The sequence below is a fragment of the Mycobacterium rhizamassiliense genome (genome assembly GCF_900157375.1).
In the GTDB taxonomy this organism is placed as follows: domain Bacteria; phylum Actinomycetota; class Actinomycetes; order Mycobacteriales; family Mycobacteriaceae; genus Mycobacterium; species Mycobacterium rhizamassiliense.
Genome location: NZ_LT721901.1, coordinates 2,303,067 through 2,321,220, shown reverse-complemented (window position 1 = coordinate 2,321,220; position 18,154 = coordinate 2,303,067). Strand labels below are relative to the sequence as shown.

The following is an 18,154-nucleotide window of genomic DNA, read 5'->3' as shown; positions in this document are numbered from 1 at the left end:
AAGTGTTTGACCGCAGTGCATTTCGTGGCTACTCAAACGACGGCCACCCGCAACCGGCGGCCGCGCCTACCCGGAGATCGCGGCCAGCGCCGACGCCGCTTCGAGGTCGGCGTAGGCGAACGAATACCGTTGCGCCAGAGCGACAGAGACGTCGGTGCGTTGCCATTCGCCGGCGCTCGCGGTCACCAGCCACAGCGTCAGTCCGTGTGCCACCGACGCCCGGTATCGCAGCCAGATCTCGTCGGCGCTGGGCAGCTCGCCGGCGGGCAGCGCGAGCGCGTCGCGATACTCACCCAGCAACGCGCGCTCGCTGGCGCGCCGGTCCTCGACGGTGAGGGCGCCCTGCAGGAAGTAGCCGAGATCCAGCGACCAGTTGCCCCGCCGGGCCACCTGCCAGTCCAGGAAACCGACCTCGCCGCTGGGCAGCAGGTAGGTGTTGCCGATGTGCGGATCGCCGTGCAGCAGGGTCTGCGGCGAGGTGGTCAGCGTCCGGATGTAGGGCTTCCAGATCGACTCGATCAGCTCGTCGATGCCCAACGACAGGACCTCCGCGGGCGCGTCGTCGCCGAGGCGTTCCAGCGCGACGGGCAGCGGCGCCGCCTGCATGCCCTCCCAGGTGACGAAGGGTTCGAGCCAGCCCAGCGCGGGCTCGCGCAACACGCGCTCGCCCCAATACTTTCCGTGCATCCGGCCCAGGCCGCGCACGCCGGTGGTGACCTCGTCGACGGTCATCGGGCGGGTGCCGTCGCGGGGATCGGCCCCCCGGGCGCGCAGATCCTCCATCACCAGGACGAAGTCGTAGTCGGCCTCGTCGATCAGCGCGGCGTGGACCGCGGGATGCTCGAGCGGCAAGTCCACCCCGCAGGTGAACAGTCGCGGCTCGTGGAACATGCCGCTGGTCAACCGGATCATGGCCTTGTGTGCGGGATCGGCGGCCTTGACGAAGACGGTCGCGGGGCCCGCGCCCTCTCGATAGGTGACGCCCAATCGGGCGCGCCGGTTGGTGCCGTCGTCACGAAGCTCGACGCCCACCGTGTCGACCTGCGCGCCGGGGAAGTCCGCGGCCAGCGCCGCCGACATCCATTCCGGGGTGATGTCGTCCCAGGTCTTGGGCACCGACAACGAAGTAGCGCTCACCGGCGAGCCCCTTCCTAGAAACGACACGTGTCGTTTCCTACACTGTCGGAATGAAGGTAGCCCAATCCGACCGCCCGCCGCCACTGCCCGACGAACGCGTGGGTCGGCCGCGGGACACCAGGTTGGACCACGCGATCCTGACAGCCACCTGCGAACTGCTCACCACCGGCAGTTACGCCGAGCTGTCGATGGAAAGCGTCGCCGCCCGGGCCGGCGTCGGAAAGAAGACCCTCTACCGGCGCTGGCCGTCGAAGGCCCCCTTGGTCGCCGACGCGGTGCTGGAGGCGTACGGCGGATCGGGATCCTTTCCCGTCGCCGAAACCGGCGACGTGCGCGCCGATCTGCAGCGCTGGCTCGACGAGCACGCCGAATTCCTGGCCGAGCCGCCGAACGCCGCATTGGTCAGGGCGCTGGTCGCCGCGTCGGCCGCGCGCCCGGCCGACGGTGCCGATCTCTACCGACAGCTCAGCGCGCCGCAGCTGGACGGGTTGATGACGAGGCTGCGGCGCGCGGTCGCGGACGGCGAACTGCGCGCCGACGCCGACCTGAATGCCGTTGCGGATGCGCTCATCGGCACGCTGCTCTTCGACGCCCTGACGCACCCGGGCGATCGCACCACGCGGCTATTCGGCGGCGTGCTCGACGCGCTGCTTGACGGGGTAGCGGGTTACTGAGGGACCACGCAGAACACATTGCCCTCGGGGTCCGACAGGACTACCCAGCGAAAGTCGTCGCCGAAGCTGTGCCGACCTATCTCGATGGCTCCGGCCGCCTTGAGCCGCGACACTTCGTCCTCCACATCCGACGTACCGAAATCCAGGTGCACGCGGTTTTTCCCGGGCGTGGGATCCGGCACCTTCTGAAATCCGAGCTGGAGCCCCTCCGGCAAGGTGACGACCGTGAATTCGTCGGCCAGCAAGTCGTGCGTGGTGCCGCCGAACTGCTGCGCCCACCACGCTGCCAACGTCGCGGGATCGCTGCAGTCGACGGTGATCATCTCCACGTTGAGCGCCATATCGCCCGACCCTAGGCGGTGGCCGAAAAGAACGCCCGCAGCGCGGCCGAGTACGCGGTCACGTCGTGCGCTCCCATCAGCTCCCGCGCGGAGTGCATCGCGAGCTGGGCGGCGCCGACGTCGACGGTGGGAATGCCGGTCCGCGCCGAGGCGATCGGCCCGATCGTCGACCCGCACGGCAGGTCGGCGCGATGCTCGTAGCGCTGCAGCGCGACGCCGGCCTGCTCACACGCCAGCGCGAACGCGGCCGCCGTCCGGCTGTCGGTGGCATAGCGCAGATTCGGGTGCACCTTGAGCACCGGGCCGCCGTTGATCGCGATGGGATGCCCCGGCTCGTGCCGCTCCGGGTAGTTCGGGTGGGTGGCGTGTGCCATGTCGGCCGAGGCGAGCAACGACGCCGGCAGGCGCCGCAGGTAGTCCTCCCGGCTGCCGCCCGCGGCGAGCACGATGCGCTCTAGCACGGTGCCCAGCAGGTTGGACTGCGCGCCGTGATCCGACGACGAACCAACCTCCTCGTGATCGAAAAGCACCACCACGGGCACGAAGTCTCGCGGCTGCGCGGCCACCAACGCCTCGACTCCCGCGTAGCAGCTGGCCTGGTTGTCCAGCCGGGGAGCGCTCACCAGGCTGGCGTCCGCGCCGACCACCGACGACGGTGTCAGGTCGTGCGTCATCAGATCGGCGGCCAGCACGTCGGCCGGAGCCACCCTGGCCCGCTCGGCCACGTAGCCCACGAAGGACCGTGCCCGGTCACCGACCCCCCACACCGCGTTGACATGTCGCTGCGGGTCCAGCGTCAGCGATTTGCGATCTTCGGCCAGGTGGATGGCCAGCTGCGGCACACGCAGGATCGGGTCGTCGATCCGGACCAGGTGATGCTCCACCCCGCTCCCATTGCGGACCGATAACCTGCCGCTGATCCCCAGGTCGCGGTCCAGCCACGAGTTGAGCCAGGCGCCGCCGTACGGTTCCAGCGCGACCACCTGCCAGCCCGCGACCACCCGGTCGGGATGCTGCTTGACGCGCAGATTGGGGCTGTCGGTGTGGGCGCCGACGATCCGGAACGGGCCGCTGGACTCGGCGGTGTTCCACGCCACCAGCGAGCCGGCGCGAACGGTGAAGTAGCGGCCCGGTTCGCCGGGCCACGGGTCGGCCTCGCGGAGTTCGGTATACCCGGACGCAACGAGCCGGGCGGCCGCCGTGGCGCACGCATGGAACGGCGACGGGGAGGCGTCGATGAATTCGCAGAGGCCTGCGGCGCTGGCCGACATGTTCACCATCATGGCCGCCGGTGACGGCGCAGGTCACCCTGGGCCTGATTGCGCGGCTCCTTGCTAAGGTCGCCCATGTGCCTCCGGTTCAGCCGCAGCCCGTGCTTGCGCCGCTGACGCCTGCCGCGATTTTTCTGGTGGTCACCATCGACGACGGCGGCGAATCGACCGTGCACGACGCGTTGCCCGGCGTTTCGGGGCTGGTGCGCGCGATCGGATTTCGCGACCCGAACAAGCGCCTGTCGGTGATCACCTCGATCGGCTCGGACGCGTGGGACCGGTTGTTCGACGGCCCTCGACCCGCCGAACTGCATCCGTTCATCGAGCTGACCGGACCGCAACACACCGCCCCCGCCACACCCGGCGACCTCCTCTTCCACATCCGGGCCGAGTCGCTGGACGTGTGTTTCGAGCTGGCCGGAAACCTCCTGAAGTCGATGGCCGGCGCGGTCACCGTGGTCGACGAGGTGCACGGCTTCAAGTTCTTCGACAATCGCGACCTGCTGGGCTTCGTCGACGGCACCGAAAATCCCGGCGGACCAATTGCCGTGAGCGCCACCGAGATCGGCGGCGAGGACCCCGATTTCGCCGGCTCCTGCTACGTGCACGTGCAGAAGTACCTGCACGACATGCCCTCGTGGGATGCGCTGACCGTCACCGAGCAGGAGCTGGTGTTCGGCCGCACCAAGCTCGACGACATCGAACTCGACGACGACATGAAACCGGCCAACTCCCACATCGCGCTCAACGTCATCGAGGACGACCACGGCAACGAGCTCAAGATCGTGCGACACAACATGCCGTTCGGCGAGCTCGGCAAGGGCGAGTACGGCACCTATTTCATCGGCTACTCGCGGACGCCGGCGGTCACCGAACGAATGCTGAGCAACATGTTTCTCGGCGACCCACCGGGCAACACCGACCGGGTGCTGGACTTCTCCACCGCGGTCACCGGCGGCCTGTTCTTCTCGCCCACCGTCGACTTCCTCGACGACCCCCCGCCCCTGCCCGCGCCAGCGGTTTCGGAGCCCGCGCCAACACCCGCTTTTGCGGACGGCTCACTTTCGATAGGCAGCCTGAAAGGAACCACTCGATGACAAACAACCTCTACCGCAACCTGGCGCCGGTCACCGACGCCGCTTGGGGCGAAATCGAATTGGAGGCGACGCGGACGTTCAAGCGTCACATCGCCGGGCGTCGGGTGGTCGACGTCAGCGACCCCGGTGGGCCGACGACGGCCGCGGTCAGCACCGGCCGCCTGCTGGATGTGGAGGCGCCTACCGGCGGCGTGGAGGCGCAGCTGCGCGCGAGCAAACCCCTTGTCCGGCTGCGGGTTCCGTTCACGCTGTCGCGCACCGAGATCGACAACGTCGAGCGGGGCGCGCAAGACTCCGACTGGGATCCGGTCAAGGAGGCCGCCAAGAAGCTGGCGTTCGTCGAGGACCTGGCCATCTTCGAGGGCTACACCGCCGCGGCGATCGAGGGCATCCGCTCCACCAGCTCCAACAAGTCCTTGACGTTGCCGGCGGATCCCCGCGAGATTCCCGACGTGGTCACGCAGGCGATCTCCGAGCTGCGGCTGGCCGGCGTCGACGGCCCCTACTCGGTGCTGCTGTCCGCCGAGGTGTACACGAAGGTCAGCGAGACCACCGAACACGGATACCCGATCCTCGAACACATCGACCGGCTGGTGCCCGGCGACATCATCTGGGCGCCGGCCATCGACGGCGCCTTCGTGCTGACCACCCGCGGCGGCGACTTCGATTTGCAGCTCGGCACCGACGTGTCGATCGGGTACACCAGCCACGACGCGGACAACGTGCAGCTGTACCTGCAGGAGACGATGACCTTCCTGTGCTACACCGCCGAAGCGGCCGTCCCGCTCAACCCGTAGGAATAAACGCGGTCCGGCCGATGCTTTGCGGGAAGTGAACGACGAACTTCTCTTCCCTAGGCAGGATTCGATGGCAGCACCACTGTCCGGCTCGTCCGCATTGGTCACGGGCGCTACGTCAGGCATTGGATACGAGATTGCACTGGAGCTGGCGGCGCGCGGCGCCGAAGTCGTGGTGCATGGCCGTAGCGCCGAACGCGGTGCCAAGACCGTCCGCGAAATCGAGAATGCCGGCGGCAAAGCACGTTTCGTGGCGGCGGACCTAAATGACGCTGACGACGTTAGGCGCCTGGCCGCCGCGGCGGGTGAGGTCGACATCCTGATCAACAACGCCGGCATCTACAAGTTCGGCACCACCGCGGAAACCGACGACTCGACGTTCGACGAGCACGTGAACGTCAACCTGCGCGCCCCCTACATCCTGGTCCAGAAACTGGTCCCGGGAATGGTCGAACGCGGCGGCGGCAGCGTGGTCAACGTGAGCACGATCGTCGCATCGGTGGCGGGCGCCGGAACCGGGATCTATGGCGCCAGCAAGGCCGGGCTGGAACAGCTGACCCGGGTCTGGGCCGACGAATTCGGCGGCTCCGGAGTGCGGGTAAACGCGCTCGCGGTGGGGCCGACCGAGACGCCCGGCACCACGGCCGTCCCGGGGATGCTGGCGGCGGTGGCTGCAACCACTACGTTCGGCCGAGTGGCCGAGCCGAGTGAAATCGCTAGGGCTGCAGTATTTCTCGCATCCCCGGATGCCAGCTACGTTAACGGTGCCGTGCTGCACGCGACCGGCGGCCAGCGCGCGATCGCCGCTTAGAGATCCAGCACCAGATCGCTCGCCGGAGCCGCCGAGCAGATCAACACGCTTCGTTGGTCCGGCGGATCCAGCGGCGCCTGGACGTAGGTCGTCGTACCGGTGACCACCCCGGTTTCACATATGTGGCAGACACCGCTCCGGCAGGAGAAGCGGGTCGGCACGTCACAGGCCTCCGCCAGGTCCAAAATATTGGCGTAGCCCGAAGACCAGTTGACCGTAAGTCCGCTGCGGGCGAACGTGATTGACGGCCCGGTTCCCGGCGTGCCTGCAGGAGCGTGCGGCGGCCGGCGGGGTGCGCCGTCGACGACCCCGGGATTGATCGCCGGCAACGCACCGAACAACTCCGTGTGGATACGTGCGTCGTTGAGCCCACACGCGACAAGCGCGCCGCGCATATCGGTCATGAATTGCGTTGGGCCGCAGAGGTATGCCGTAGCAGTAGTCGGTAAACCCAGTGCCGCGACGGATTGCGGATCCAGGCGCCCCTGAATCTGCGTGAAGACCGTCAGCTGCCGCGCACGCGGCAGCGCCTCGATCAGGCTCGTGACTTCGGTGGCAAAGGCTTGCGTTTCGGGAGCTCGCGTGGTGTGCAACCACCAAATCTCGCGGCCACTGCGGGACCTCGACAGGGCGTGCAGCATCGCCAAGACCGGAGTGATGCCGATTCCCGCCGAGACCAGGACCACCGGTTCGTCGCCATCGGTGAGATAGAAGTCCCCGCGCGGCGCGGCCGCCTCCACGATTGATCCGGGTTCGATGTGGCGGTGCAGCCACCGGCTCACCACGCCATGGTCTTCGCGTTTGACGCTGATGCGGTAGTTGGTGGCGTCGCCGGACAACGAGTAACTGCGCAGTGGCGCCGGATCGGCGGCACCGGGGATTCGCACGGTCAGGTACTGGCCGGGAAGCGCCTCGGGCAGCAGGCCACCATCGTCGGCATGCAGACGAATCGACATCACCTGCGCGCTCTCCCGAATTACCGCGGCCACCCGCAACCGGCGAAATCCCTGCCATCCGAGCGGAGTGGGTGGTGACGTTTGCGCCCCGGCATTGTCACGGGCATTCAGCATGTCGTTGAACGATTGCTGCCAGCCCGGGCTCAGCGCAGGAACGTCGACAACCTTGCGTAGCTGCTCGATGTCGCGGTCGGGCAGATAGAGCAGCGCGTCGACGCCGGCGACGCTGAGCCCGTGACGGCCGCGCCGGGTCCGCACAATGTCGTCGCCGGCGTGCACGCTTCCCTCGGTGAGCACGCGGAAGTAGAAGCCGGGACGGTGCTGGGCCACAAGGAGATTGGGCATCTCTGGGTCGTCAAGCCGGAGACCGACCCGAAAGCAGGTAACGCGCGGTTGGGTGACCTCGAATTCGGCGTCACCGATGCGGTAGCGGTCACCGATGCAGACTTCGTCGTCGGCAAGCCCGGTAACGGTGAAGTTCTCCCCGAAATGGCCCGGGGCGAGGTCGTGGCGATTCAGGTGGGTCTTCCAGAAGTCGTACGCCTCGGTCTGGTACACCATGACCGCCCGTTGCTCACCGCCGTGTCCGGCCAGGTCGCCTTGGCCGTCACCGTCGATGTTGAGTCGGCGGACCATCACCGGCCCCTGCACCGGGGTTTTCCAGATGCCGGTGTAGACGGTTTTGTCGCGCCATTGCACGTTCTTGGGCATGCCCACGTTGACCGAAACAAGCCTGCCCACCGTGTCTCCTCGGTTTCTCAAACCCCGCGGAAAAGCCTAGGTCAGCGGTTCGCCGCCGTCGACCTTGAGCGTCATTCCCGTCATAAACGTATTGGTCATGGCGAACAAGGCGGCGCTGGCAACATCCTCGGGGGTTCCGATGCGCCCGACCGGGTTCCCCTCGGCGATGTGCGCGAAGTAGTCGCGTTTGCCGTCGTCGCCGAGCGCGTCCCAGGCGCCGGTGTCGATCACGCCGGGCGAGATCGCATTCACTCGGGTCGGAGCGAGTTCGACGGCCAGCCAACGGGCCAGGAAGTCGACCGCGCCGTTGGTGATGCCCACGCCCAGGTAGCCGACGTTGTGCTTGAAGGCGTGCACCCCGGAGAACAAGACGAACGAGCCACCCGGATTGATCTGGGCGGCAAACGATTTCGCCAGCATCGTGGGCCCGATGACCTTGGTGTCGAACGACTGCCGCAGGTTGCTCCGCTGCAGGTCCGCCAAGTTGCCGCGGGCGCGCGCCGACGCGGTCGACACCAGGTGGTCGACGACCCCCACCCGGTCGGCAAGCGCGGCGATCGACGCGTCGTCGGTCAGGTCGACGGTTTCGGCGTCGATGTCGCTGTCGCCGTATGCGGCTGCGAGTTTGCCGCGATCCCGCCCGGCCGCGATCACGCGGGCGCCCTCCGCCCGAGCCAGCAAAACGATCGCACGCGCGATTCCGCTGCCGCGACCCACCACCAGAACGGTCTTGTCCCGCAACGCCTTACCCATCCGCGCTCCTTCGGGACAAATTGGGATAGCCGACCCACAATATGCCCGGCCTGGTCGGCGGTCAACTCGCACAGCGACCCTTGCGGGCTAGCGGTTTTGGTGCATACTGGGATAGGCATCCCAGAATTGGGAAGGCTCGGAATCACACGGCGCAGGAGGCTGCTCATGCCGGTCGTTCATCATCGTTACGCCACCATCGACGGCCATCGATTGTTCTACCGCGAGGCCGGGGACGCGGCGTCGCCCACAGTGGTGCTGCTACACGGCTTCCCGACCAGCTCTTTCATGTTCCGGAATTTGATTCCGGCGCTGGCCGACCGCTACCACGTGATCGCGCCCGATCATTTGGGGTTCGGCCTTTCCGACGCGCCATCGGTCGAGGAGTTCGATTACACCTTCGACGCGCTGACCGATTTGACCGCGGGCCTGCTGCGCAGCGTCGGCGTCGACCGCTACGCCGTCTACGTGCAGGACTACGGCGCCCCGATCGGCTGGCGGCTAGCGCTGCGCGAGCCGTCGGCCATCACCGCGATCGTCAGCCAGAACGGCAACGCCTACGACGCCGGGTTCGTCGAGAGCTTCTGGAAAATCGTCGAGGCCTATCAGTCGGAGCAGACACCCGACACCGAGGCCGCGGTCCGGAACTTCCTGACGCTGGACGCCACCCGATGGCAATACCTCACCGGCGTACCGGACGAGACGCTCGTCGACCCCGAAACCTGGCACCACGACTACACATTGCTGTCCCGCCCCGGCAACGACCTGGTGCAGCTGAAGCTGTTCCGCGACTACGCCACCAACGCGCCGATGTACCCCCGCGTGCAGGAATACTTCCGGACCAGCCAGGTGCCGCTGCTGGCGGTCTGGGGCCGCGGTGACGAGATCTTCGGTCCGGCCGGCGCCGAGGCATTCGCCGATGATCTTCCCAACGCCGAGATCCGCCTGCTGGACGGCGGCCATTTCCTGCTGGAATCCGCCCTCGACGAGGTCGCCGCCCTGATCCGCAACTTCCTCGAAGGTCGCGTGTCCACCTGACCGCGACCCGCGGGCGCCACGGCCGGCAATGGGCTGCAGATCCCATAATCGGCGGTGCCCGCGGGTTAGCCTGACGCGATGGCCCATCCCGATGTTCAGGACGAACAACGGTTGACCGCCAAGGGGCGTGCCACCCGCGACCGGATCGTGCAGGCCGCCGCCCAGTTGATCGTCACCCAGGGCCTCTCGGCCTCCAACATGGAAAGCGTCCGTCAAGCGGCGTCGGTCAGCGGCTCTCAGCTCGCCCACTATTTCGCCGACAAGAGCGCCCTGATTCGCGCGGTCATCCGGCGCCAGATCGGCGTGGTCGTGGACTTCCATCGCCAGCCCAAGCTCGCCGATCTCGACTCGTTCGACGACTTCGAGCGGTGGATCGATCTCAACATGCGCTACCTGCGACACATCGGAACCTCAGGTGGCACACCGACTTACCACGCGCTCACCGCTCAGCTGGCGAAGTCCGACGACGCCACGCGCGCCACGTTGGCGGCGGGCTACTGGCAGTGGATCGAGTTGCTCGAATCGGCGATCCAACGAATGAAAGACCATGGGGTCCTTTACGTTACGGCCGATTCCCGACGGCTGGCCCTGACGATCGTGTGCGCCCACCAGGGCGGCGCGACACTTGCCTTCACGTATCGGGCGGAATGGCCGCACGCGGATGCCACCCGATTCGCCGTCAATTACCTACGGATGTTCGCCACCGATCCGGCCGAAAGGATGCCGCGCCCCGCGCGACGGCCCCGCCGCAGGCGCGCAACGACAACGTGAGCGACGACCGCACATCGCGGTTCACCCGCAAAGGACTGGCGACGCGCGCGCGCATCATCGACGCCGCCGCCCGGCTGATGTTCCGGCGCGGTGTCGCCAACACCAGCATCGACGAGGTCCGGACTGCCGCCGGCGTGGGCGGATCGCAGATCTCGCACTACTTCCGCGACAAACGAGAACTGACCCGCGAGGTCGTCGCCGCCCGCCGGGGCGACGTCATCGCGTTCCACACCCGGCCGCAGCTGGGTGGTCTCGACACGCTGGAGGCCTTGCGGGCCTGGGCCGACGCGTGCGTGGCCGACATCGACACCGTTTACCGGGTGGGCGGATGCGTATACGGATCGCTGGCCGGCGAGCTGATCGATTCCGACGACGAGGTCCGCGACGATCTGGCCGACGGATACGACCAGTGGCTGGAGCTGTTCCAGACCGGCCTCACCGAAATGCGGCGGCGCGGCGATCTGCGGCCCGAGGCCGATCCGCGGCACCTCGCGGTGTCGCTGGTAGCAGCCCACCAGGGCGGGGCGATGGTCACGCATGCCACCGGCGACGCCGAACCGCTGCGGGTGGCCGTCAATGCCGCTGTCGACTACGTGCGGTCCTTCGCGCCGGCACCAGCCCGGCCCGCCAAGCGCCGCTCCCCCTCGCCTCGGCGCAGGCCCAAGTCCTGACAATCGCTCTGGACATCTTTGGGCCGACTCGCCCATAATAATGGGTTGAATGACCCATTATTTGCCAGCTCGATTTTTCCCAAGCGCGCCCGACGATGTGAAAGAGGCAATGCCATGAGCACGACCGCAACTACCACCGACGGGCTTCCGACCCATCCGGCCGTGGTCCGCGAACAGGCGAGCAGTGAAACGATGCGCGCGATCGTCCTGACAGGCTTCGGTGGGCTGGACCGCCTGGTGTACACCGACATCCCCAAGCCACTGCCCAAGGACGGCGAAGTGGTGATCCAGGTCAAGGGCTTCGGCATCAATCACGCCGAAATACACATGCGCAAAGGCGAGTGGGCCGAAGCCGCCGAGGTCAGCGGCATCGAATGCGTGGGCATCGTCGATTCCTGCCCGGGCGGGGAGTTTCCGGTGGGCGCCAAGGTCGCGGGTCTGATGGGCGGTCTGGGGCGAACGATCAACGGCAGCTACGCCGAGTACACCCGGGTGCGCACGACGAACGTCGCCCTCATCGAGTCCGACCTGCCCTGGTCGCAACTGGCCGCGCTACCCGAGACGTTCGCGACGTCCTGGACCTGCCTGTACCGCAACATCCAGCTGACCGCGGGGCAGACGCTGGTGATCCGCGGTGCGACGTCGGCGCTGGGCCAGGCCGCGCTCAAGATGGCGGTTGCCACGGGCGCAAACGTCATCGCCACCGCGCGCAGCAAGGACCGCTTCCCCATGCTGGAGGAACTGGGGGCGGCGCGCGTCGAGGTGGAGCGGCCCGACCTGGCCGCCCACATCGCCGAAGCCAAGCGCATCGACGCGGTCTTGGACCTCGTCGGCAACAGCACCATCCTCGATTCGCTGGACATGCTGCGCCGGGGCGGCACCGCGTGCCTGGCGGGCTGGCTGGGCGGGCTCGCCCCGATCGGCGACTTCAACCCGTTGGCCCGCATGCCCAGCGGCGTCAACTTCAGCTTCTTCGCCAGCCCGCACTTCGGAAATCCCGGCTTCGAGGTCTCCGACGTACCGCTGAGTGACATCGCCCAGCAGGTAGCCGACGGCAAGCTCGACGCCACGCCCGCGCGCGCCTTCTCGTTCGACCAGATTCGCGAGGCGCACGAGGCCGCGGAAGCCGGCGCCGGCGGGAAAGTCGTGGTCGTCATGGCCTGACGACACCGGTAGGTTGGCGGAATGCCTACGCAACCCTCGGTGCTGGTGTTCGACGTGAACGAGACGCTGATCGATATCGATTCCCTCGCACCGCTTTTCGGCGAGCTGTTCGGCGACGAGCGGGTGCTGCGCGAGTGGTTCGGCCAGCTGATCATGTATTCGATGACGGTCACGCTGGCCGGGCGCTACGTCGACTTCTTCACGCTCGGTCAAGGCGTGCTGCGCATGGTGGCCGCGGGACACCAGGTGCAGATCGCCGACGACGAGGCCGCCCGTCTGCAACAGCAGCTGCGGACGATGCCGGCGCACCCCGACGTCGTCGCCGGGCTCACGGCCTTGCGCGACAGCGGCTTTCGGCTGGTCACACTGACGAACTCACCCCACCGGCCCGGCTCCGCGACGCCGCTCGAAAATGCCGGGCTCGCAGAGTTTTTCGAGCGCCAGCTCAGCGTGGAATCCGTCCGCGCCTTCAAACCGGCTCCGGCGGTGTATCAGCACGCCTGTCAGGAACTCGGCGTGACGCCCGCCGATTGCATGATGGTTGCCGCCCACGTGTGGGACACCCTCGGTGCGCAAGGCGTGGGATTCGGCGGTGCGCTGATCACCCGGCCGGGCAATCCGCCGCTGCCGGTCGACGGGTTGCCGCAGCCGGACCTGGTGGTCAGCGACCTGCGGGAGCTCGCCGAACGCCTTACGATCAGCTGAACTTCGCGACGTCGCCACGGCCTGCGGAACCGGGCCGCGAACCGGAAGGACCAGAAGACGATGGCTACGACCGCCGAATTCGACGTCGTGGTGCTCGGCGCGGGACCGGTCGGACAGAACGTCGCAGAACGCGCTCGGGCCGCAAACCTACGGGTGGCGATGGTCGAACGCGAATTGGTTGGCGGTGAGTGCTCTTATTGGGCCTGCGTACCTAGTAAAGCTTTGCTACGTCCGGTGATTGCGCTTTCCGATGTCCGCCGGGTCGACGGTGCGAGGCAGGCGGTTACCGGCACGATCGACCCGGCGGGCGTCTTCAGCCGCCGCGACCGCTACGTGACCAACTGGGATGACGCCGGCCAGGCCGAGTGGGTCGCCGGAATCGGCGCCACCCTGATGCGAGGTCACGGACGATTGGATGGCGCCCGGCAAGTCGTGGTCAGCACGGCAACCGGTGAAGAGACGCGACTGCTCGCGCGCCATGCGATCGTCGTTTGCACCGGGAGTCGTCCCGCGCTTCCCGACTTGCCCGGCATCGCTGAAGCGCGATCCTGGACCAACCGCCAGGCGACCGATAGCAGCGAAGTACCGGAACGACTCGCCGTCGTCGGAGCCGGCGGCGTGGGAGTGGAAATGGCTACGGCGTGGCGGGGCCTGGGATCCAAGGTGACCCTCCTGGCTCGGGGATCCGGCCTACTGCCGCGGATGGAACCGTTCGTCGGCGAGTTCATCGGCCGTGGACTTTCCAGCGCGGGTGTCGACGTGCGCACGGGCGTATCGGTGCGGTCGCTGCATCGGCCAACGCCCGATGGCCCGGTGACTCTGGAACTGCACGACAATACCGAATTGCAAGTCGACGAAGTGCTTTTCGCGACGGGCCGGGCTCCGCTCACCGACGACATCGGCCTGCAGACCATAGGCCTTAGTCCCGGAAGCTGGCTCGATGTTGACGACACCTGCCAGGTGCGGGCCGTTGACGATGGCTGGCTCTACGCGGCGGGCGATGTCAATCACCGCGCTTTGTTGACCCATCAGGGTAAATACCAGGGACGGATCGCCGGCGCGGCCATCGGAGCCCGCGCGGCGGGGACACCCTTGGACACCGGGCCCTGGGGTACCCACGCCACGACGGCCGACCACTACGCCGTGCCGCAGGCCTTCTTCACCGATCCGGAGGCGGCCGCCGTCGGACTGACTGCTGAACAAGCCTCCGCCGCCGGTCATCGCACCCGCACGGTTGATATCGAAATCGGCGATGTCGTCACAGGGGCCAAGCTATATGCCGACGGATACGCCGGCCGGGCCCGTATGGTGGTCGATGAGGATGAGCATTACTTGCTCGGCCTGACGTTGGTCGGACCGGCCGCCACCGAAATGCTGCACTCAGCCACGATCGCCGTCGCCGGCAGGGTGCCCGTCGCCCGGTTGTGGCACGCGGTCCCATGCTTCCCTACGGTCAGCGAGCTGTGGTTGAGACTTCTTGAGGCTTATCGAGATTCGGCTGATTGAGAGTTTCGAAAGGAACGCAGATGGCCACCGCGGACGGCTTTCACCCGGATTTCAACGAAAACGATCGGCAACCGACGAACAACCGCGTGCACCACATCAAGGCATCCGATCTCAGCAGCGACACGGCGCAGTCCGAGGGGCTGCGCCGCTTCGCGGCGCTGTCCGGGCGCTCGGTTGGTGCCCAGAAGCTATGGATGGGCGAGACGTACGCGTCGCCCCAGACCGTGTCGTCCAACCACCATCACGGTGATTCGGAGACCGCGGTCTATGTGCGCAGCGGCAACCCGGAGTTCGTGTTTCACGACGGAGTCCAAGAGGTTCGCATCACGGCCGCGCCGGGCGACTATGTGTTCATCCCGCCGTATCTGCCGCACCGAGAAGAAAATCCCGACCCGAACAACGACGCCGAGGTCGTGATCGCGCGCAGCAGCCAGGAGGCCATCGTGGTCAACCTGCCCTCGTTGTATCCGCTGGAAGGCGGTCAGTAGACCGCGATCTCGACCAGATTGCCGTCGACATCGCGGCAGTAGTGCGAGGTCATCGGCCCCAGCGCGCCGGTCTTCGGCACCGGCCCCGCGGTGATCTCGACTCCGCATGCCCCCAGGTGGGCGCGAACCTCCTCGGGCGTGGCCTCGGTGATGAAGCACAGGTCTTCGGAGCCGGCCGCCTCGACGGCCCCGGTGACCCACTCGGGGTCGTCGGCCAGCGCGCCGATCGGTCGCAGGTTGATCTTCTGGTTCCCGAAACGCAGAGCGGTGCGGCCCGTCGGACCGAACGTTTCCCGGCTCATTCCCAGCACCCGCTCGTACCACGCCGCCGTCGCCTCAACGTCGTTGCAGTTCAACACAATATGGTCGACCCGCTGCACCACGAATCCCACGTGCGCCCTCCTTCGGTACCAGACTAATCGCCCTCGCAGGCCTTGACCTCGGCCAAGCCGAATGCTAAGCAAGTGCTCAGCATCGTGGTTGAGGAGGACACAATGACCGCCGCAAAGCTGGTCTTCGACCCGTTCTCGGAAGAGTTCTTCGCAGACCCCTACCCGACGTATCGGCGGATGCGCGCCGAGGCGCCGGTCTATTACGACGAGGCGCGCGATTTCTACGCGCTGACCCGCCACGAGGACGTGGCCGCCGCGTTCAAGGACCATCAGACGTACTCGTCCTCGCGCGGCATCGATCTGGCGATGGTCCAGAGCGACGGGGTCCCGCCGGAATCCAAGTCGATGATCTTCATGGATCCCCCCGAACACCGGCGGATGCGCAGCCTGGTCAACAAGGTCTTCACTCCGCGCGCGATCACGGCGCTCAAAGACGCCGTCACCGAGCTCATCGAATTTCACCTCGGGCGGGTCGACAACCAACGATTCGATGTCGTCGGCGACTTCTCGGCGCTATTCCCCGTCGAGGTGATCAGCAGCGTGCTGGGCGTGCCCGCCGAGCATCGCCAGCAAATTCGGCACTGGGTCGATGCGTCCCTACATCGCGAGCCGGGGCAGATCGAAATGAACGACGCCAACTGGGACTCGGTCACCAAAATTGCTGCGTTCTATTACGAATTGATCCAGGAACGACGGAAGCAGCCGCAGGACGACATGATCAGCGGTCTGCTCGCCGCGGACGTGGAACGCGACGAAGGCGGCATCACACAGCTCGACGACATCGAAATCACTGGCTTTGCAACGCTTCTCGGTGGCGCAGGTGCCGAGACGGTCACCAAGCTGGTCGGCAACGCGATCGTGCAGTTCGCGCGCAACCCCGACCAGTGGCAGGAACTGCTCGACGACCGCAGCAAGGTCCCGGCCGCGATCGAGGAGGTGCTGCGCTACGAGGCGCCGGCGCAGTACAACGTCCGCTATTCGCTGAAGGAGGCGCACCTGCATGGCGCCACCATCCCGGCCGGCAAGGCGGTGTTCCTGTTGGGCGGCTCGGCCAACCGTGATCCCGAAGCCTTCACTGACGCAGACAAATTCGACATCAACCGTGATCGAACCGAGGCCCAAAATTTAGGATTCGGTTACGGTGTGCACAGCTGCCTGGGCGCCGCGCTGGCCCGGATGGAAAGCGCGATCGCCCTGGAGAAGCTGCTGGACTTCATGCCCCGCTACGAGGTCATCTGGAGCGACTGCAAGCGGGTGAGCATGCAGAATGTGGCAGGGTGGTCGAGTGTGCCGGTGCGGGTGTCGCCCTGACCGGGCATCGTCGCTCAGCAAATTCTCAACAGATTCTTTGCTCACGCCTTGCTCGGCTCCAAGCATTTGCTTAGGGGTGGGCCCCACCATCGGTATATGACAATCGAGGTGCTGTCCGCAGATCTGATCGAACGCTATCTGTGCACCCGCGGCAGTCGGTACTTCCGCGGCCAGCACGACGGCGAATACTTCTACGTCGCCAACACCAGGCCGCGTCGCCTGCACGTGCACCTCGGGATCTCCCGCTGGCACCGCGACGAGTTCACCATCCAGGTCACTCCCGGCTGCTTCTTCCCCGCCGCCGTCGAGACCGACCTGGCCCGCCTTGCCGAGTGCTGGAACGAGCAGCACGACGACGTCGTCGTGACCGTCCGTGGGTCTTCCGACCCGCAGCGGGTCGGCGTGGTCGCGCGCAACTCCCGGAAAATCCGGGAGTCGGTCGACTTCGACGACTTCGCCATATTCGTCGACCACACCATCGCGGCCGCGATCGAATTCTTCGCCGAGTTGGCGCCGGGCACCGACTGTCCCGTGGTGGCGGCCCCGCTGGTGCTCGACGCCGGCTGAGTCCGGGGCACCCGCAGCAAATGGATAATGCCATTCTCCTATTAGGAGAGTGACATATGTCACGGTTGCTGGGGGTTTGAGATCACCGTCGCACCGGCAACAAGTAGCGAATGCGAACAACACGACAGCGGCGGAGTGATGAAGGCCATCGACGCGGCTGACAACCGCGAGACCGCGAAATGGGATCCGGCGTTCACCGAGCAGATCGCGAACACCGTCGGCCCGTGGATCAAGCGGTGGTACCGCGCCGAGGTGCGAAACGTGCACAACGTGCCGGCGGCGGGCGGCGCGCTGGTGGTATCGAACCACTCCGGCGGCATGCTCACGCCGGACGTATTCATCTTCTCGCCGGCCTTCTACAAGCATTTCGGTTACGACCGCCCCGTCTACACCCTGGGCCATTACGGGCTATTCATCGGTCCTCTGGACGGGTTGCTGCGCCGGATGGGAGTTATCGAAGCGAGCCGGGAAAATGCCGCGGCCGCGCTGCATTCGGGCGCCGTGGTGCTGGTCTTCCCCGGCGGCGACTATGACTCTTACCGGCCCACTCTCAGCGCGAACACCGTCGACTTCAACGGCCGCACCGGCTATGTGAGAACCGCGCTCGAAACCGGAGTGCCCATCGTGCCCACCGTGTCGATCGGCGGCCAGGAGACGCAGCTGTTTTTGACCCGCGGCAACTGGCTGGCCCGCAAGCTGGGAATCACCAAGGCGCGCATGGACATCCTGCCGCTCAGCTTCGGCTTCCCGTTCGGGGCGAGCGTGATCTTCCCGCCGAACCTGCCGCTGCCGGCCAAGATCGTCACCGAGGTGCTCGAGCCGATCAACATCACCGAGCGATTCGGCAAGGACCCCGACATCGACGAGGTCGACGCCCACGTGCGCTCAGTGATGGAGGCCGCGCTCAAGCGACTGGCCGGCCAGCGCCGCTTCCCAATTCTCGGCTGACGGCTAGTGCGTTCGGCA

20 protein-coding genes are annotated in these 18,154 nt (G+C 66.8%); 14 read left to right on the top strand and 6 right to left on the bottom strand.

Annotated elements, in window-relative coordinates; all coding sequences use genetic code 11:
• Positions 1-66 precede the first annotated feature (66 nt).
• A complete protein-coding gene (locus MRAB57_RS11340; RefSeq protein ID WP_077087641.1) occupies positions 67-1,137 on the bottom strand; it encodes a phosphotransferase in 1,071 nt (356 codons plus the stop codon).
• Between the two features lie 83 nt (positions 1,138-1,220).
• Between MRAB57_RS11340 and MRAB57_RS11335 the strand changes: the two genes are divergently transcribed.
• The gene (locus MRAB57_RS11335) at positions 1,221-1,811 is read left to right on the top strand and encodes a TetR/AcrR family transcriptional regulator C-terminal ligand-binding domain-containing protein (RefSeq protein WP_077090550.1); all 591 of its coding nucleotides are present in this window, start codon (positions 1,221-1,223) and stop codon (positions 1,809-1,811) included.
• Here MRAB57_RS11335 and MRAB57_RS11330 read toward each other — a convergent pair.
• Positions 1,805-2,152, bottom strand: coding sequence for a VOC family protein (locus MRAB57_RS11330; protein WP_077087640.1), 348 nt, complete (start codon positions 2,150-2,152; stop codon positions 1,805-1,807). The two genes, MRAB57_RS11335 and MRAB57_RS11330, sit on opposite strands and share 7 nt — an antisense overlap.
• Positions 2,153-2,163: 11 nt before the next feature.
• Positions 2,164-3,423 carry a M18 family aminopeptidase gene (locus MRAB57_RS11325; protein WP_077090549.1) on the bottom strand — a complete coding sequence of 420 codons (1,260 nt, stop codon included), beginning with the start codon at positions 3,421-3,423 and terminating at the stop codon, positions 2,164-2,166.
• 77 nt (positions 3,424-3,500) lie between these two features.
• Between MRAB57_RS11325 and MRAB57_RS11320 the strand changes: the two genes are divergently transcribed.
• The 3 genes from MRAB57_RS11320 to MRAB57_RS11310 are packed head-to-tail and all read left to right on the top strand — an operon-like array spanning position 3,501 to position 6,128.
• The gene (locus MRAB57_RS11320) at positions 3,501-4,520 is read left to right on the top strand and encodes a Dyp-type peroxidase (protein ID WP_077090548.1); all 1,020 of its coding nucleotides are present in this window, start codon (positions 3,501-3,503) and stop codon (positions 4,518-4,520) included.
• On the top strand, positions 4,517-5,317 hold the full coding sequence (locus tag MRAB57_RS11315) for a family 1 encapsulin nanocompartment shell protein (RefSeq protein WP_077087639.1): 801 nt from the start codon (positions 4,517-4,519) through the stop codon (positions 5,315-5,317). The genes MRAB57_RS11320 and MRAB57_RS11315 overlap by 4 nt, the downstream gene beginning before the upstream one ends.
• Before the next feature lie 34 nt (positions 5,318-5,351).
• Entirely contained in the window at positions 5,352-6,128 is a 777-nt protein-coding gene (locus MRAB57_RS11310; protein ID WP_425436806.1) for an SDR family NAD(P)-dependent oxidoreductase, read from the top strand.
• On the opposite strand, the gene MRAB57_RS11305 is transcribed toward MRAB57_RS11310, so the two are convergent.
• Positions 6,125-7,825 (bottom strand): MOSC domain-containing protein, encoded by a 1,701-nt coding sequence (locus tag MRAB57_RS11305; RefSeq protein ID WP_077087637.1) that lies wholly within the window; start codon positions 7,823-7,825, stop codon positions 6,125-6,127. The genes MRAB57_RS11310 and MRAB57_RS11305 overlap by 4 nt on opposite strands.
• A gap of 36 nt (positions 7,826-7,861) precedes the next feature.
• Entirely contained in the window at positions 7,862-8,578 is a 717-nt protein-coding gene (locus MRAB57_RS11300; RefSeq protein ID WP_077087636.1) for an SDR family oxidoreductase, read from the bottom strand.
• Between the two features lie 165 nt (positions 8,579-8,743).
• Between MRAB57_RS11300 and MRAB57_RS11295 the strand changes: the two genes are divergently transcribed.
• The 7 genes from MRAB57_RS11295 to MRAB57_RS11265 all read left to right on the top strand — a co-directional run bounded on the left by MRAB57_RS11295 (position 8,744) and on the right by MRAB57_RS11265 (position 14,918).
• Positions 8,744-9,613 carry an alpha/beta fold hydrolase gene (locus MRAB57_RS11295; RefSeq protein WP_077087635.1) on the top strand — a complete coding sequence of 290 codons (870 nt, stop codon included), beginning with the start codon at positions 8,744-8,746 and terminating at the stop codon, positions 9,611-9,613.
• Between the two features lie 78 nt (positions 9,614-9,691).
• Positions 9,692-10,384 (top strand): TetR/AcrR family transcriptional regulator, encoded by a 693-nt coding sequence (locus MRAB57_RS11290; protein WP_077087634.1) that lies wholly within the window; start codon positions 9,692-9,694, stop codon positions 10,382-10,384.
• Positions 10,381-11,055 carry a TetR/AcrR family transcriptional regulator gene (locus MRAB57_RS11285; RefSeq protein WP_077087633.1) on the top strand — a complete coding sequence of 225 codons (675 nt, stop codon included), beginning with the start codon at positions 10,381-10,383 and terminating at the stop codon, positions 11,053-11,055. The genes MRAB57_RS11290 and MRAB57_RS11285 overlap by 4 nt, the downstream gene beginning before the upstream one ends.
• A gap of 114 nt (positions 11,056-11,169) precedes the next feature.
• On the top strand, positions 11,170-12,219 hold the full coding sequence (locus MRAB57_RS11280; protein WP_077087632.1) for a zinc-binding dehydrogenase: 1,050 nt from the start codon (positions 11,170-11,172) through the stop codon (positions 12,217-12,219).
• A gap of 21 nt (positions 12,220-12,240) precedes the next feature.
• Positions 12,241-12,924 (top strand): haloacid dehalogenase type II, encoded by a 684-nt coding sequence (locus tag MRAB57_RS11275; RefSeq protein WP_077087631.1) that lies wholly within the window; start codon positions 12,241-12,243, stop codon positions 12,922-12,924.
• 60 nt (positions 12,925-12,984) lie between these two features.
• Positions 12,985-14,430, top strand: a complete 1,446-nt coding sequence (locus tag MRAB57_RS11270) for a dihydrolipoyl dehydrogenase family protein (protein WP_077087630.1) — start codon at positions 12,985-12,987, stop codon at positions 14,428-14,430.
• A gap of 20 nt (positions 14,431-14,450) precedes the next feature.
• The gene (locus MRAB57_RS11265) at positions 14,451-14,918 is read left to right on the top strand and encodes a cupin domain-containing protein (protein WP_077087629.1); all 468 of its coding nucleotides are present in this window, start codon (positions 14,451-14,453) and stop codon (positions 14,916-14,918) included.
• On the opposite strand, the gene MRAB57_RS11260 is transcribed toward MRAB57_RS11265, so the two are convergent.
• Complete coding sequence (locus tag MRAB57_RS11260) at positions 14,912-15,310, bottom strand: VOC family protein (protein WP_077087628.1); 399 nt, start codon at positions 15,308-15,310, stop codon at positions 14,912-14,914. The two genes, MRAB57_RS11265 and MRAB57_RS11260, sit on opposite strands and share 7 nt — an antisense overlap.
• Positions 15,311-15,412: 102 nt before the next feature.
• Here MRAB57_RS11260 and MRAB57_RS11255 point away from each other — a divergent pair, with 102 nt between their 5' ends.
• The 3 genes from MRAB57_RS11255 (at position 15,413) to MRAB57_RS11245 (ending at position 18,136) form a co-directional block, all read left to right on the top strand.
• A complete protein-coding gene (locus MRAB57_RS11255) occupies positions 15,413-16,621 on the top strand; it encodes a cytochrome P450 (RefSeq protein ID WP_077090547.1) in 1,209 nt (402 codons plus the stop codon).
• A 96-nt stretch (positions 16,622-16,717) separates the two neighbouring features.
• On the top strand, positions 16,718-17,188 hold the full coding sequence (locus MRAB57_RS11250; protein ID WP_077087627.1) for a hypothetical protein: 471 nt from the start codon (positions 16,718-16,720) through the stop codon (positions 17,186-17,188).
• A gap of 138 nt (positions 17,189-17,326) precedes the next feature.
• A complete protein-coding gene (locus MRAB57_RS11245) occupies positions 17,327-18,136 on the top strand; it encodes a lysophospholipid acyltransferase family protein (protein WP_077087626.1) in 810 nt (269 codons plus the stop codon).
• The last annotated feature ends 18 nt before the right edge of the window (positions 18,137-18,154 follow it).

Excerpts from the sequence above, each read along its gene's own strand:
- MRAB57_RS11315 (WP_077087639.1), top strand. The coding sequence starts at position 4,517 with ATGACAAACAACCTCTACCGCAACCTGGCGCCGGTCACCGACGCCGCT.
- MRAB57_RS11325 (WP_077090549.1), bottom strand. The coding sequence starts at position 3,423 with ATGTCGGCCAGCGCCGCAGGCCTCTGCGAATTCATCGACGCCTCCCCG.
- MRAB57_RS11295 (WP_077087635.1), top strand. The coding sequence starts at position 8,744 with ATGCCGGTCGTTCATCATCGTTACGCCACCATCGACGGCCATCGATTG.
- MRAB57_RS11245 (WP_077087626.1), top strand. The coding sequence starts at position 17,327 with ATGAAGGCCATCGACGCGGCTGACAACCGCGAGACCGCGAAATGGGAT.
- MRAB57_RS11255 (WP_077090547.1), top strand. The coding sequence starts at position 15,413 with ATGACCGCCGCAAAGCTGGTCTTCGACCCGTTCTCGGAAGAGTTCTTC.
- MRAB57_RS11270 (WP_077087630.1), top strand. The coding sequence starts at position 12,985 with ATGGCTACGACCGCCGAATTCGACGTCGTGGTGCTCGGCGCGGGACCG.
- MRAB57_RS11330 (WP_077087640.1), bottom strand. The coding sequence starts at position 2,152 with ATGGCGCTCAACGTGGAGATGATCACCGTCGACTGCAGCGATCCCGCG.
- MRAB57_RS11300 (WP_077087636.1), bottom strand. The coding sequence starts at position 8,578 with ATGGGTAAGGCGTTGCGGGACAAGACCGTTCTGGTGGTGGGTCGCGGC.
- MRAB57_RS11250 (WP_077087627.1), top strand. The coding sequence starts at position 16,718 with ATGACAATCGAGGTGCTGTCCGCAGATCTGATCGAACGCTATCTGTGC.
- MRAB57_RS11265 (WP_077087629.1), top strand. The coding sequence starts at position 14,451 with ATGGCCACCGCGGACGGCTTTCACCCGGATTTCAACGAAAACGATCGG.
- MRAB57_RS11280 (WP_077087632.1), top strand. The coding sequence starts at position 11,170 with ATGAGCACGACCGCAACTACCACCGACGGGCTTCCGACCCATCCGGCC.
- MRAB57_RS11290 (WP_077087634.1), top strand. The coding sequence starts at position 9,692 with ATGGCCCATCCCGATGTTCAGGACGAACAACGGTTGACCGCCAAGGGG.
- MRAB57_RS11275 (WP_077087631.1), top strand. The coding sequence starts at position 12,241 with ATGCCTACGCAACCCTCGGTGCTGGTGTTCGACGTGAACGAGACGCTG.